Raw genomic sequence first — 13,972 nt, forward strand, 5'->3', positions numbered from 1 at the left:
AGTATTTTGTACTTAAATACTTTTTCCTGGTAATAGGGTGACTGGTAAGAAGTAACCAGTTGTCGCTACTTCCTTGCCTTCAATCTTCTGTAAAAGAAGATCAACAGTGAGTTGGGCAATCTCTTTCATAGGTTGCTTAATCGTTGTCAGGTGAGGATAGTAGTTCTCGATAAAGTAAGTCCCATCATAGCCGATGACCTTGAGCTCATCAGGAACAGAAATTCCCAGCTCTTGAGCGATTTTGATCACTAGAATAGCTGTCAAATCATCTGAAGCAAAAATCGCATCTGGTTTCTGATGGGTCAAGATATTCTTGATTTCCATTTCTTTTCGGACGGGCGAAAAGTCACTGGAAACATTGATAATAGGCGCTTTTGGGAGTACAGAGGCAAAGCCAGCATGGCGCAGTCCAGTCGGTGAATTCGAGTTATCATTTCCTGTAATCATGATGATAGACTGGGCTCCAGTCTTAACCAGTGTTTGGGCTGCGAGAACCCCGCCACCATAGTTATCAGAGGAGACGACAGGGATGTCTGGAGACAAGTTTCGGTCAAAGGAAATGATCGGTGCCGTCACACGATTGTAGTCTTCGATTCCCAAGTTGTGACTTCCAGAAATGATACCATCGACCTGATTGGCCTCCAGCATTTCAATGTACTCCCGTTCTTTTTCAGAGTCGTGTTCGCTGTTACAGATGATGGTCTTGTAGCCATTTTTGAAGAGTTGGTGTTCCAATTTGTCAATCAACTCCGCATAAAAGACATGACTGATGTTTGGGAAAATAAGTCCAATCAACTTGGCAGATTTTCCTTGGAGGCTTCGAGCCAGATTATTAGGCTTGTAGCCTAGCTCTCGCATGGCTTCATTGACCTTGAGAATGGTTTTCTCAGATAGATAACCTTTTTTATTGATAACCCGAGAAACGGTAGTAGGGCTGACACCAGCAAGTTTTGCGACATCAGTTAGTTTTGCGACCATAATCTATTTCATAGTAGGTTCCGGTTGGGTTTCCAGATTTGATCAGGATACCATTTTGATCGGCATTCGGAAAGACGCGACCAGAAAATACTTTTTCTCCTTTATTGATAAAAATTTCAAAAACAGAATTGTCGATGAAGATGTTAGCAGTAGTAGTTTGCTTGTCGATTGGGCAAGAACGAGTGCTTCCAAATTCTTGGGCGTACTGCTCACCAGCCTGGCTACGATCCACTGTCACTTGACCATTTACAAGGTCAAAGTTGATTGAAAGTCCCTTGCCTTCTTTGTCGGCAAGTAAGACAATCTCGCTCTGGCTATTGGCTTCCAAGTTGAGCTCGAGTTCATAGCTGTTATTGGTTTGAGCACGATTTGAAAAGGGTTCTTCAGAGACACGAAGGTCCTTGATAGCTGCGACAGGGTATTGGTAGAGTTTGCCATCTTTGATAGTGAGTTCCTTGACCAATGAGAAAGTTCCTTGGTGGTCAAAACGATCAGATGGGTAGGCTACATCTGGTAGTCCAAGCCAACTAACTGCTAGAGAGCGTCCGTCTGGAGCGTTGAAGGCTTGCGTTGCATAAGCTTCGAAACCATAGTCTAGATTTTGCAATGGAGAGACATCTACCATTTTAGCATTTTCAGGATCAAAAGAAGCCCCGATTTTGTACATGTTTGGATAGATATTATCATAGTCTAGAACACTCTTATCCAATCCTTGCGGGCAGTAGAGAAGTACAGGTTGTTCACCGATAAAGACCAGATTTGGACATTCCATCATATAGGCAGTACGGTCGTTGGCAAAGTCTAGGTCACCAACTGCTTGCCAGTTGGTGTAATCATTATCTATAGCTTTGTAGAGACGAACAAAGCCTTTTTTCTCCAAGTCCTGTCCACCCACGATAGCATAATATTGCCCCTTAAAGTTGAAAATTTGTGGGTCGCGGAAGTGGTCGGTAGAGTCTGCTGGCTGGTCAATCAAGACCTTGTCAATCTTCGAGATCTTGCCATCTTTTCCCAAAAGAGCACCAACCTGGTAAGGGTGACGAATCCAGTTTTCATCACGGACATTTCCAGTATAGAATAGGAACAACTGATCGCCAAACTGCATGGCAGATCCAGAGTAGGCCCCGTGGCTATCTAATGGAGTATCAGGCAAAACTTTGACTCCAGTTTCTGTAAAGTGCACTAAATCATCACTTTCAAGCTGCACCCAAGATTTCAAACCATGAGCTGCACCAAAGGGGAAGTTTTGGTAAAAGAGAATCCATTTACCATCAAAATAGGAAAAGCCATTTGGGTCATTGAGAAGCCCCATTTTAGGCTCGACATGGTAATGAGTATGCCATGGAGATTGTGCCATCTTTTCCTTGATTTGCTTGATTTCATCATTAGACCAGTCTTCATAGCGTCTATAACGGCGCTCAGTTGTCCATTCCATTTTATCTTTCCTCCTAAAGTTCTACTACCTTAATAGTAAACGTTTTCGACCAAAAAAGCAAGTCTTTTATGTTAAAAAATAGCAAAAAATGTCAAACGGTTGCCATAAATCAAGTAAAGGAAATCTAACAAATTTTCACGAAAAAATGAAAGAAAATGTAAATAAAAACCTTTATTCCTCAAGTTTAAAGATATTTTTTTGAGGAAAAAGAGAATTTCCCTCAAAAACGAGCAAAAATAATCAGAGGAAAAAGAAAGGGAATAAAAATTTCTGCAAAACGCTTGACATATTTTAGAAACATGATAAAATAATAGTCGTAGGGCGGATAAAATCGCTTTCAAACACTTTACAAAATTTTATATAAGGAGATTTTTGCAAATGAACAATCAGGATATTGCAAAAAAGGTCATCGAAGCCCTTGGCGGACGTGAGAATGTCAACAGTGTAGCCCACTGTGCGACTCGCCTCCGTGTGATGGTTAAAGATGAAGCGAAAATTAACAAAGATGCTATCGAGAACTTGGAAAAAGTTCAAGGTGCTTTCTTTAACTCAGGTCAATACCAAATCATCTTTGGTACTGGTACAGTAAACAAGATGTACGATGAAGTCGTAGCTCTTGGGTTGCCAACATCTTCTAAAGAAGACATGAAAGCAGAAGCTGCAAAACAAGGAAATTGGTTCCAACGTGCCATCCGTACTTTCGGTGACGTCTTCGTTCCAATCATTCCAGTTATCGTAGCAACTGGTCTCTTCATGGGTGTTCGTGGTCTCTTGACTGCTCTTGGAATGACACTTCCAGAAGATGTTACCATTTACAGCCAAATCCTCACAGATACAGCTTTCATCATCTTACCAGGTTTAGTTGTATGGTCAACCTTCCGTGTATTCGGTGGTAACCCAGCTGTTGGTATCGTTCTTGGTATGATGCTCGTTTCTGATTCGCTTCCAAACGCCTGGGCTGTAGCATCAGGTGGTGAAGTAACAGCTATGAACTTCTTTGGCTTCATTCCTGTTGTAGGTTTGCAAGGTTCAGTTCTTCCAGCCTTCATCATCGGGGTTGTCGGAGCTAAGTTTGAAAAAGCAGTTCGTAAGGTTGTTCCAGATGTACTTGACCTCTTGGTAACACCGTTTGTAACACTCCTTGTAATGTCAATCCTTGGATTGTTTGTTATCGGACCAGTCTTTCACGTTGTTGAAAACTACATTCTCATTGGAACAAAAGCTATTCTTAACTTGCCATTCGGACTTGGTGGTTTCTTGATTGGTGGAGTTCACCAATTAATCGTCGTATCAGGTGTTCACCACATCTTCAACTTGCTTGAAGTTCAATTGCTTGCTGCTGACCACGCTAACCCATTCAACGCTATCATTACTGCAGCTATGACTGCTCAAGGTGCTGCAACTGTTGCCGTTGGTGTGAAAACTAAAAATCCTAAACTTAAAACTCTTGCTTTCCCAGCTGCTCTTTCTGCCTTCCTAGGTATTACTGAGCCTGCTATCTTCGGGGTTAACTTGCGTTTCCGTAAGCCTTTCTTCCTTTCATTGATTGCTGGTGCAGTCGGTGGTGGACTTGCTTCAATCCTTGGACTTGCTGGTACTGGTAATGGTATCACAGTCATCCCTGGTACAATGCTTTACATTGGGAATGGACAACTTCTACAATACCTTCTTATGGTAGCTGTATCCTTTGCACTTGGTTTTGCTCTTACTTACATGTTTGGTTACGAAGATGAAGTAGAAGAGGTTGCAGGAGCAATTTCTGAAGCTGAAACAGATCGTTTGACTGAAGAAGCAGTAACTGGTACTGTGATTTCACCAAGCGAAGGTGTTATCCAAACACCAATCGTTGGTGATGTCGTTGCTCTTTCAAATGTGAATGATCCAGTCTTCTCAAGTGGAGCTATGGGACAAGGTATTGCTGTAAAACCGAGTGAAGATGTTGTTTACGCACCAGCTGATGCTGAAGTGACAATTGTCTTCCCAACAGGACATGCTTATGGCCTAAGAACAGCTAACGGAGCTGAAATCTTGATCCACGTCGGTATCGACACGGTGACAATGAACGGTGAAGGCTTTGAACAAAAGGTTGCTCAAGGCGACAAGGTCAAAGCTGGTGACATTCTCGGAACCTTTGACTCAAACAAAATCGCTGCCGCAGGTCTTGACGACACAACAATGGTTATCGTAACCAACACTGCAGATTACGCTTCTGTAACACCAGTCGCAAGTGGTTCAGTTGTCAAGGGCGACGCGATCATCGAAGTGAAAGCCTAATCCTCTTCAAGAATCAAATCTAAAAACAAAACGAACAAATGACATGTTTGTTCGTTTTTGCTTGAATGGTAAGATTTACAGAGGAAAATCTAAAATATAGAGAAATCTAGACTTTCAAAATATGCTATAATAAAGAAAATAAAAACAAGAGGTTTATCATGACAAAATTATACGGAAGCTTAGAAGCAGGCGGTACAAAGTTTGTCTGTGCTGTCGGTGATGAAAACTTTAACATTGTAGAAAAAACACAATTTCCTACAACAACTCCTATCGAGACCATCGATAAAACCATTGAGTTCTTCTCAAAATTCGATAACCTTGCTGGTCTTGCTGTCGGATCATTTGGTCCAATCGATATCGACAAAAACTCCAAAACCTATGGCTTTATCACAACGACTCCAAAACCTCACTGGGCAAATGTCGACTTGCTTGGTGCCCTTCGTCGTGCTCTTAATGTACCCATGTATTTCACCACAGACGTAAACAGCTCTGCCTACGGTGAAGTAGTTGCCCGCAACAATGCTGGCGGCCGTATCGAGAACTTGGTCTACTACACAATCGGTACAGGGATCGGTGCAGGTGTTATCCAACGTGGTGAGTTTATCGGTGGTGTCGGTCACCCTGAGATGGGTCACTACTATGTGGCTAAACACCCAATGGATGTAGAAAAAGAATTTAACGGCGTCTGTCCATTCCACAAGGGCTGTTTGGAAGGCTTTGCGGCTGGACCAAGTTTGGAGGCTCGTACAGGTATTCGTGGTGAAAACATCGAACTCAACAACTCTGTTTGGGACGTCCAAGCCTACTATATCGCTCAAGCTGCTGTCAACGCGACAGTGACTTTCCGACCAGATGTCATCGTCTTTGGTGGTGGCGTGATGGCACAGCAACACATGCTGGACCGTGTACGTGAGAAATTCACAGCTCTTCTCAATGGCTATCTACCAGTACCAGACGTGCGTGACTACATTGTCACTCCAGCAGTCGCAGGCAATGGCTCCGCCACACTTGGAAACTTTGTCCTTGCTAAAAGTGTCGCAAAATAAAACAAAGAAAACATCCGCTTGGGAAACCAAACGGATGTTTTCTTTGAAGGCAATTTTTTTGAGCCTTTCCTTAAGTGATGACGGACGGTAGCGACTTTCTTCGAAATTCCATACCTAAACTTTGAGCCTAATGTCTCAAAGTTCCCGAACACCTGAAACCATTAGATTTCAGGTGTTTTTATCACGACGGAAAGGCTGGGTAAGTCCTCGATTCACTATCGAAAAATAGGCATGATTTCCATACTAAAGTATATTTAGTATCAGGCTATTTTCTATTCTCAAAACATCTGCCAGAAGAAATCAATGATATAGGTCAAACCATAAGTATAAACCACTAGAGTAAAGGGCTTGGTCAGAATGATGATAATCATATAGCGTTTGAAGGTCATCTTGGTCAGGGCAGCCAGCATGCAGAGAAAGTCAGCTGGACTGACAGGCCAGATCATCATAAAGATAAAGAACCGCTCGAAACGATTGCCCTTATCTAGCCAACCGATATACTTGTCATAGGTGCGCTTGCTGACGACGGACTGGACAAAGGCAGCTCCATAGAGACGGACGAGGTAAAAGATAATGGCACAGCCAATCACGATTCCGATATAGTTATAGATGGTTCCGATGATGTGGCCGTAAATAAAGACCCCAGCCACTGAGGTCAAAGCTCCCGGAATGATTGGAACAACGGTTTGTAGGATCTGTAAAAAGATAAAGAGTGGTGGTCCCCAAACCCCAGCTTGCTGGATAAAGGCCGATAGGGTTTCCTTGGATTGTAAAACACCCGCCTGATAGGCCCAAATACAGAAAATCAAGGTGCCGACTCCCCCAACGATAGATGAAATATTGATGACTTGCTGTAGAAGGGGAGAAACAGCTTTCATTTGCTTATCCTGTGACATGTAAACTCCTCATAGATAGTATGATTCTACTATACCATATTTTATGGAGAAAAACTATCTGGATTATCTGACTGGTGAAATAAGTGTGGTAAAATGAGAATAAGAAAATGATGGTATAGAATGAGGGGTATCATGTTAGGTTTAAACTTTAAAGGAAGCTGGCGCCAATATCAAAAACAGGTCTTGGATCGTTTTCAGGACTATCAAGCAGACGGCCATGTTCATCTAGTGGCCGCTCCAGGGTCTGGAAAGACAACCATTGGTATCGAGCTAATCGCTCGTTTTGGCAACCCAGCCCTCATCTTAGTTCCGACTGTAACCATTCGTGAACAATGGGTGGATAGAATACAAACTGCTTTTCTAGAGGATTGTCAGAGGCTTTCAGACCTCGTTTCCCAAAACTTAAAGGAGATGAAGGTATTAACGATTGTGACCTATCAGGCTTTTCATAGTGCCATGAACCAACTTCAATCACAAGAAGATGGAGAAGCAGAGGATTTTGTGGGGTTTGATTTGCTTGCAAGCCTAAGAGCTCAGAAAGTTGCTACTCTTTGTTTGGACGAATGCCACCACCTGCGCAATGAATGGTGGAAAAGTCTGGAAGCCTTTCGCAAGCAGTATGGACCGCTGAAACTCATCTCCCTGACAGCGACACCACCATATGACAGCGATCCTGAACTCTGGGAACGCTATATCCGAATGTGCGGGGAGATCGATCAAGAAATCACGGTACCTGAACTAGTCAAGGAAGACACTCTTTGCCCTCATCAGGATTTTGTCTATATGTGCTCACCAACAGCTGAAGAGGCGGAACGTCTCAAACAGTTTGAGGAGACTAAGTGGGACTATATTCATCACCTTATAGTCGATCCTGATTTTCAAACATTTGTAGCAGGGTCTAAGGTCCTCAAAGGGGATATTTCATCTGATTTGCTTTTAGAAGATCCCAAGTACTTGTCTGCTATGTTGATTTATATGCATTCTCAGGGGTTAACGATCCCTCCCTCTTTGCAAAATTTACTGGGAACCCAGAGGCTTCCAACATTGACCTCCTACTGGTTGGAGACGCTGTTGCAGAGCATACTCTATCAGACACCAGATTGGTATGAGGATCCAGATGGATATAGGAAAAAGTTAGAGGCTGACTTGAAGGCGCGTGGGTTGGTGGAAAAACGTCAGGTTTATCTGGTTAAGTCTAAGGCTTCTGACCAGCTTTTAACCCAATCTCTAGGGAAGTTGTCTGCCATTACCGATATCTTTTTGACGGAGTATGAGAGTCTAGGTCAGGAACTGAGACAGTTAGTACTAGCTGACTATATTCGCAAGGATTTTGCTACTTATCTGGGAGATAATCAGGCAACCATTTCTCAGTTGGGGGTTCTCCCTTATTTTGAAAGCATTCGTCGAAAAGCTCAGGAGCAAGAGATACCTGTGTCTTTGGCTGTCTTGTCAGGTAGTGTCGTTATTTTGCCTACCGATGTAGCAGCAGAGTTGAAGGAGCTCTTGCCTCAGGTTCCTCTTAGTTTCTCATCTATTGGTCACTTAGATCCAAAAGATTATGTGCAGGTAGGTTTTCCGAGCTCAGCTAAGGGAATCGTAGCGGCAGTGACGGACCTTTTTCAACGAGGACAGATTCAAGTCCTAGTCGGAACCAAATCTCTCCTCGGAGAGGGTTGGGATGCTCCTTGTGTTAATTCCCTAATCCTCGGAAGCTTTGTGGGGAGCTTTATGCTGAGTAACCAGATGCGCGGGCGTGCCATTCGTATCTGGCCGGGGCATCCAGAAAAGACCAGCAACATCTGGCATCTGGTAGCCGTTCAAGCGCAAGCACTTATCACTCTTCCTGGTGAGGAGCCTAGACCAGAGAGCAATCAGGATCTGCAGACCTTGTCGCGACGGATGGAGCATTTTCTTGGATTGGCTTATAATCAGGAGAGTATTGAGACCGGTTTGGATCGTTTGGATTTTCCAAAGCCCCCTTTTAAGAAAAAGCAAATTAGTGAGTACAATGAGCGAGTTAAGAGTCTCTCCAAGGATCGAGCAGGCTTGAGAAAAAAATGGCAAGATGCTCTTGTCGTAGCGGATCAGTTCGAGATAGTTACAGAAGTCGCAACCCAAAAACAGAAAATCCCAGTTATGCTCTTGCTTGATGCATTAAAATGGGTTCGCATGTCATTGCTCTTGTTGGCAGTAGATTTGTTGGTCTTGCTATTTAGACTGAGACTGATTGGTGTTTGGTGGCTTACAGCAGCCTGTCTCCTCTTTTTGGTCTTTGCATCTTGGCGCTACCTCCGTTATAAAAGTCCCTATAAACGTTTGCAATCTCTGGGTGAGCAGATCCGAAAGGCTCTGCTAGATTCAGAGCATCTAACGGACGATCAATCCCGTGTTCATGTAGAGGAGGACAAGGAAAATTATATGGTTTTCGCCTATCTCAAGGGAGGAAGCATGAGGGACAAGGAGCTGTTTGCGCAGACTGTGGGAGAGTTCTTTGCTCCAGTGGACAATCAGCGCTATCTCTTGAAGGCAGAGAAAGTCCGACAAGGTCAGTCACTTTACTATGTCGTGCCTAGTCTTTTTGACAAGCGCAAGGAAGAAGCACAGAAATTCCTCGACTTTCTGAGACCAACTATCGGACGTTATCACCTCGTCTATACACGAACAGAGGCCGGGCGGAAAATCCTTCTCGAAGCTCGTATCAAAGCTCTCTCCAATAAAAATGACCGTACCTTGACTAAGAAGAAGGTTAAAAGCCAGTTGGAGTAGGAGCGTATGGGAAAATCCATCTGAAACATGATATAATAATAGAGAAAATAAATTTTTAATAGTTGAAACAGTTGAATAGAATGAAGCGTTTAGAATAAACTATTCTTACAAAGCTTAAGAAAGGTTTTTTATGGCAAAGAGAAAAGATTTTTCTGAACTAACCAGGGTACAAATCCCAGCAGCTCTACATCTCATGCGTATGGGCTATACATATCTTCCTCGCAATGGGAAGGAAATTGCAGAAAGAGATCCAGATACCAACATCCTTGTATCTGTTTTTAAGGAGCAATTTTTAAAATTAAGAAATGTATTTTTGGATAAACTTGCTATTAAGGAGGTGAATGACATTGTCTTGTGTAATTGGAACTGTTTTTAGAAATTTTGCAATTATTTCAGGAGACATGAGAATGAGTAATTCGGATGAAATTACGAGTGAAAAAACGTCAAAGGTTTTTAAAGTAAATAATAAAGTTTTGGTTGGAATGACAGGTTCAGCACAGCCGGTAATAACTTTAAAAGAGAATGGTTATTTTTCATTAGAGGATTGTCCGAGTGCAGAAGATTATTTTGAATTTTTATGGCTTTTAACTGGGAACAAACAAGTTATTCAGCAAAATCAAAGTAACGTTCTAGTTATAGGAGTAAGTAAAGAGGGGATTGGATTTGGAGGAAATTTTCACATGGATGATGAAATGCTTAATAATCAGTTATATATATCTGAAAAATTAGATGGATGGTCACCTATATTGACTCCTCCTAGCGTGAACCAAAAATATTATCAAAAGGTCATTGATAATAGAATAATCGAAATTGTTTTATCTCAGACTAATATTCAAAATTTTAGTCGAGGCATGCTAATTAAAAATATAAAAGAACTTCATAGAGAAATTATTCTTGAAATTTCTAAAAAAGATAAATCAGTTAATAGTAATATTGAACAACACGTGATTAAATGGTGAATATGACTAATAAAATTATTGAATACAAAGACCTAATTGCTTTCCACCCAGGTCAATATATTGGAGAGCTAATTGAAGATTATAACATGACCCAGAAAGAATTTGCGGAGAAGTTGGGGGTATCGCCAAAGATGATCAGAAAATTAGTGAAAGGTGAGCAGTCAATTAGTAATGAGATTGCTCAGAAGTTAGAGAAACTTACCAATATTTCGATGAAAACTTGGCTCAATCTTCAAAATGCTTACGATGTAAAAATGGCAGAGTTCTTAGAGTAATCATGGTATAATGTCAATTATGAATAATAACAACCAACGTGCCCTTTGCCAACAACTCTGGGCTAGAAACAAATACCTCGTTTTGAGCCATTCCAGCAATATTTATAATGAGATTCGCCAATATCTCAAGAATGAAGTGGTGGAGGTCAGCCATGTTCAAGAACTGATTGACCGTGCTTGCCAAATTCCTGAGCATAGGGGTCAGGTTTGCAATGCCTTTCAGCATATTTGGGGCTATTTCAAAAAGAAAGCGACAGATGTTGAGCGCAAAGACTATATGCTCTTGCTGGATCGCTACCGCTTTGGTCAGGCTTCTAAGGAAGACTTGATTGCTAAGACTCGAGACTTGCTTGATCGCTATCCAAATACCTACTTGCAACATTCGACTTTACTGAAAGGAGACTCCCATGAGACTTTGGCATGAGGCTTTGATTTCGCAACTTCCTCGTCCTCAACTTTTGGGGCAACATCGAGAGTGCTGCGCCCTACGTGGCAATGGCTGGGGCAGAAAGCATGCGACGGTGGACTATGTCTTTACTCACTCGCCCTATCGTCTCTATGCCTATCATGACTTGATCATGGAGGAGATGGCTGACCGTGGCTACAATGTCAGTCCAGAGTGGCTGGATAAGAACTACCGTGGCAAGACCTGCCCTCCTTATCAAGACTTACCCGAGGAGAAGCTAACCAGTCCCATCTATAGTGAGCATGATACAGGATACTATGAGGAGTGCTTAGATAATCTCCGAGACAAGGGGATAGACCTATAGTCTTTTCTAATAACAAGCCATAGTCACTTATAAGAATTATTAATAACACGTTTTAGTATTCTAACTAAAATACAGCCACAAAACAAGCTATACAAAGGATTTGAGACACTGGTCTCAAGTCTTTTTCTTTTGATCAAAAGAGTGATATAGTTTCAAACTATATCAAAGCCTAATTATTTACAATTATACAGACAGTTTCTTTTCTGTTAAGATAGTTTCAACAACAAATTTTGGAGGACACATCATGTCAACTACGATCATCGGTTTCCCTCGTTTGGGTGAATTCCGCGAATTAAAATTTACAACTGAAAAATATTTTAGAAAAGAAATCTCAGAAGAAGAACTCCTTGCAGCAGCAAAAGACTTGCGTGCAAAACACTGGAACATCGTCAAAGAAAAAGGCATCACTGAAATTCCATCAAATGACTTTTCTCACTATGACAACTTCCTGGATGCTGCTTTCCTTTTCAACGTAGTTCCTGCATCAGTACAAAACTTAGAATTATCTGATCTTGAACGTTACTTTGCTTTGGGACGTGGTTACCAAGGAGAAAAAGGGGACGTTCGTGCCCTTCCGATGAAGAAATGGTTCAACACCAACTACCACTACATCGTTCCTAAGTTTGAAAAAGATACTCAAGTAAAATTGGCTGGTCACAAGATCTTTGATGAGTTCCAAGAAGCAAAAGAACTTGGATTGAACACTCGTCCAGTCCTTGTAGGACCATTCACTTTCCTTCAATTATCAGACTTTGAAGAAGGCGTGAAAGCAGAAGACTTCGTAGACAGCTTAGTGGCTGCATACCAAGAAGTTTTTGCTAAATTGGCTGAACTTGGTGCGGCTCGTATTCAATTGGACGAAGCGGCTCTTGTCAAAGATTTGACAGCTGAAGAAAAAGCTCTCTTCTTGAACCTCTACAACAAACTCTTGGCTGACAAGAAAGGTCTTGAAGTCTTGCTTCAAACTTACTTCGGTGACGTTCGTGACGTTTACGCTGACCTTGTGAAATTGCCAATTGACGCCATCGGTTTGGACTTCGTTGAGGGTAAGAAAACTCTTGAACTTGTGAAAGGTGGCTTCCCAGCTGACAAGACTCTCTATGCAGGTATTGTTAACGGTAAGAACATCTGGCGCAACAACTACGAAAAAAGCTTGGCTGTTCTTGAGCAAATCCCAGCTGAAAACATTGTCTTGACAAGCTCATGCTCCCTTCTTCATGTGCCATTTACAACTGCTAATGAAGAATTTGAACCAGCTATCTTGAATCACTTTGCCTTTGCAGTTGAAAAATTGGATGAGATCCGTGATTTGGATGCTATCCGCGACGGTCAAGGTGAAGAAGCACTTGCTGCTAACAAAGAACTCTTTGCGACTGAACGTGTGGGTGAAAATGTAGAACTTCGTGCGCGCATCGCTGGATTGACAGACGCAGACTACACTCGTTTGCCAGCTTTTGCAGAACGTGAAGCCATCCAAGAAGAAGCTTTCAAACTTCCAGCACTTCCAACAACAACCATCGGTTCATTCCCTCAAACTAAGGAAGTCCGTGCTAAACGTTTGGCTTACCGTAAAGGTGAATTGTCACAAGAAGAATACGATGCTTTCCTTGCTGAAACTATCGACGAATGGATCAAATGGCAAGAAGAAGTTGGATTTGACGTGCTTGTACACGGTGAGTTCGAGCGTAACGACATGGTTGAGTACTTCGGTCAAAACTTGTCAGGTTACCTCTTCTCTAAGAATGGATGGGTACAATCATACGGTATGCGTGGGGTGAAACCACCAATCATCTGGGGTGACGTCACTCGTCTCAACCCAATCACTGTCAAATGGTCTAGCTACGCACAAAGCCGTACTGACAAACCTGTTAAAGGTATGTTAACTGGACCGGTTACCATCCTCAACTGGTCATTCCCACGTGAAGACATCTCTATCAAGGATTCTACTCTTCAAATCGCTCTTGCTATTAAGGATGAAGTTCTTGACCTTGAAGCTGCAGGCGTGAAGATTATCCAAATCGATGAGGCTGCTCTTCGTGAGAAATTGCCACTCCGTCGTAGCGACTGGTACGAAGACTACCTTGACTGGGCTATTCCAGCCTTCCGCTTGGTACACTCTACAGTTGCGCCAGATACTCAAATCCACACTCACATGTGTTACTCAGAATTTACAGATATCATCCCAGCTATCGACAACATGGATGCGGACGTTATTTCCTTTGAAGCAAGCCGTTCAAACCTTGAAATCTTGGACGAACTCAAAGCGAAAAACTTCCAAACAGAAGTGGGACCTGGGGTTTACGATATCCACTCTCCTCGTGTGCCAAATGAAGGCGAAATTGACCACACAATCGATGCTATTCTTGCCAAAGTACCAAGCAAGAAAGTTTGGATCAACCCTGACTGTGGTTTGAAAACACGCGGTATTCCAGAAACAAAAGAAAGCTTGATCCGCCTTGTCGAAGCAGCAAAAGCTGCGCGTGAGAAATTGTAAGATAAGATTTCTCTCTTGACACTGACTGATCAAGGAACTGCTTGGCCCTAGCTGGCTCAGCAATCATGAAATCAAAAAG

Annotated in this window: 10 protein-coding genes and 2 pseudogenes; 9 read left to right on the plus strand and 3 right to left on the minus strand. The window is 42.4% G+C overall.

The annotated features are described in order from the left end of the window. Positions 1–12: 12 nt before the first annotated feature. Together ACT17O_RS02800 and ACT17O_RS02805 are read right to left on the minus strand one after the other, a co-directional pair. Positions 13–978, minus strand: coding sequence for a LacI family DNA-binding transcriptional regulator (locus ACT17O_RS02800; protein WP_000225977.1), 966 nt, complete (start codon positions 976–978; stop codon positions 13–15). Then, positions 959–2,413, minus strand: coding sequence for a sucrose-6-phosphate hydrolase (locus tag ACT17O_RS02805; protein WP_084881457.1), 1,455 nt, complete (start codon positions 2,411–2,413; stop codon positions 959–961). The genes ACT17O_RS02800 and ACT17O_RS02805 overlap by 20 nt, the downstream gene beginning before the upstream one ends. 378 nt (positions 2,414–2,791) lie before the next feature. Between ACT17O_RS02805 and ACT17O_RS02810 the strand changes: the two genes are divergently transcribed. Together ACT17O_RS02810 and scrK are read left to right on the plus strand one after the other, a co-directional pair. Further along, positions 2,792–4,687 carry a sucrose-specific PTS transporter subunit IIBC gene (locus ACT17O_RS02810; RefSeq protein ID WP_444817701.1) on the plus strand — a complete coding sequence of 632 codons (1,896 nt, stop codon included), beginning with the start codon at positions 2,792–2,794 and terminating at the stop codon, positions 4,685–4,687. Positions 4,688–4,845: 158 nt separating this feature from the next. Continuing rightward, positions 4,846–5,733, plus strand: a complete 888-nt coding sequence (scrK, locus tag ACT17O_RS02815; protein ID WP_444817702.1) for a fructokinase ScrK — start codon at positions 4,846–4,848, stop codon at positions 5,731–5,733. A gap of 278 nt (positions 5,734–6,011) precedes the next feature. On the opposite strand, the gene ACT17O_RS02820 is transcribed toward scrK, so the two are convergent. After that, positions 6,012–6,629 (minus strand): TVP38/TMEM64 family protein, encoded by a 618-nt coding sequence (locus tag ACT17O_RS02820; protein ID WP_000076176.1) that lies wholly within the window; start codon positions 6,627–6,629, stop codon positions 6,012–6,014. A gap of 132 nt (positions 6,630–6,761) precedes the next feature. Between ACT17O_RS02820 and ACT17O_RS02825 the strand changes: the two genes are divergently transcribed. From ACT17O_RS02825 to metE, 7 genes and pseudogenes are all read left to right on the plus strand, one after another. Continuing rightward, complete coding sequence (locus ACT17O_RS02825) at positions 6,762–9,395, plus strand: DEAD/DEAH box helicase family protein (RefSeq protein WP_444817703.1); 2,634 nt, start codon at positions 6,762–6,764, stop codon at positions 9,393–9,395. 130 nt (positions 9,396–9,525) lie between these two features. Further along, positions 9,526–9,750, plus strand: a pseudogene (locus ACT17O_RS02830) (hypothetical protein); the annotation flags it as partial. Between the two features lie 52 nt (positions 9,751–9,802). Next, positions 9,803–10,354, plus strand: coding sequence for a hypothetical protein (locus ACT17O_RS02835; RefSeq protein ID WP_000071345.1), 552 nt, complete (start codon positions 9,803–9,805; stop codon positions 10,352–10,354). A gap of 2 nt (positions 10,355–10,356) precedes the next feature. Further along, positions 10,357–10,626: pseudogene (locus ACT17O_RS02840) on the plus strand (HigA family addiction module antitoxin); the annotation flags it as partial. A 22-nt stretch (positions 10,627–10,648) separates the two neighbouring features. Further along, positions 10,649–11,053, plus strand: a complete 405-nt coding sequence (locus ACT17O_RS02845) for a YbgA family protein (protein WP_013670267.1) — start codon at positions 10,649–10,651, stop codon at positions 11,051–11,053. Next, a complete protein-coding gene (locus tag ACT17O_RS02850) occupies positions 11,037–11,399 on the plus strand; it encodes a TIGR02328 family protein (RefSeq protein WP_001241790.1) in 363 nt (120 codons plus the stop codon). Before ACT17O_RS02845 ends, ACT17O_RS02850 begins: the two co-directional genes overlap by 17 nt. A 244-nt stretch (positions 11,400–11,643) precedes the next feature. Beyond that, complete coding sequence (metE, locus tag ACT17O_RS02855) at positions 11,644–13,893, plus strand: 5-methyltetrahydropteroyltriglutamate--homocysteine S-methyltransferase (RefSeq protein WP_139658879.1); 2,250 nt, start codon at positions 11,644–11,646, stop codon at positions 13,891–13,893. Positions 13,894–13,972: the final 79 nt, after the last annotated feature.

The organism is Streptococcus sp. HJ1 (genome assembly GCF_052399005.1).
Classification (GTDB): domain Bacteria; phylum Bacillota; class Bacilli; order Lactobacillales; family Streptococcaceae; genus Streptococcus.

What these genes read in the sequence shown, in the direction of transcription:
- ACT17O_RS02845 (WP_013670267.1), top strand. Translation starts at nt 10,649, where the DNA reads ATGAATAATAACAACCAACGTGCCCTTTGCCAACAACTCTGGGCTAGA.
- ACT17O_RS02825 (WP_444817703.1), top strand. Translation starts at nt 6,762, where the DNA reads ATGTTAGGTTTAAACTTTAAAGGAAGCTGGCGCCAATATCAAAAACAG.
- ACT17O_RS02850 (WP_001241790.1), top strand. Translation starts at nt 11,037, where the DNA reads ATGAGACTTTGGCATGAGGCTTTGATTTCGCAACTTCCTCGTCCTCAA.
- ACT17O_RS02810 (WP_444817701.1), top strand. Translation starts at nt 2,792, where the DNA reads ATGAACAATCAGGATATTGCAAAAAAGGTCATCGAAGCCCTTGGCGGA.
- ACT17O_RS02800 (WP_000225977.1), bottom strand. Translation starts at nt 978, where the DNA reads ATGGTCGCAAAACTAACTGATGTCGCAAAACTTGCTGGTGTCAGCCCT.
- ACT17O_RS02805 (WP_084881457.1), bottom strand. Translation starts at nt 2,413, where the DNA reads ATGGAATGGACAACTGAGCGCCGTTATAGACGCTATGAAGACTGGTCT.
- ACT17O_RS02820 (WP_000076176.1), bottom strand. Translation starts at nt 6,629, where the DNA reads ATGTCACAGGATAAGCAAATGAAAGCTGTTTCTCCCCTTCTACAGCAA.
- ACT17O_RS02835 (WP_000071345.1), top strand. Translation starts at nt 9,803, where the DNA reads ATGAGTAATTCGGATGAAATTACGAGTGAAAAAACGTCAAAGGTTTTT.
- scrK (WP_444817702.1), top strand. Translation starts at nt 4,846, where the DNA reads ATGACAAAATTATACGGAAGCTTAGAAGCAGGCGGTACAAAGTTTGTC.
- metE (WP_139658879.1), top strand. Translation starts at nt 11,644, where the DNA reads ATGTCAACTACGATCATCGGTTTCCCTCGTTTGGGTGAATTCCGCGAA.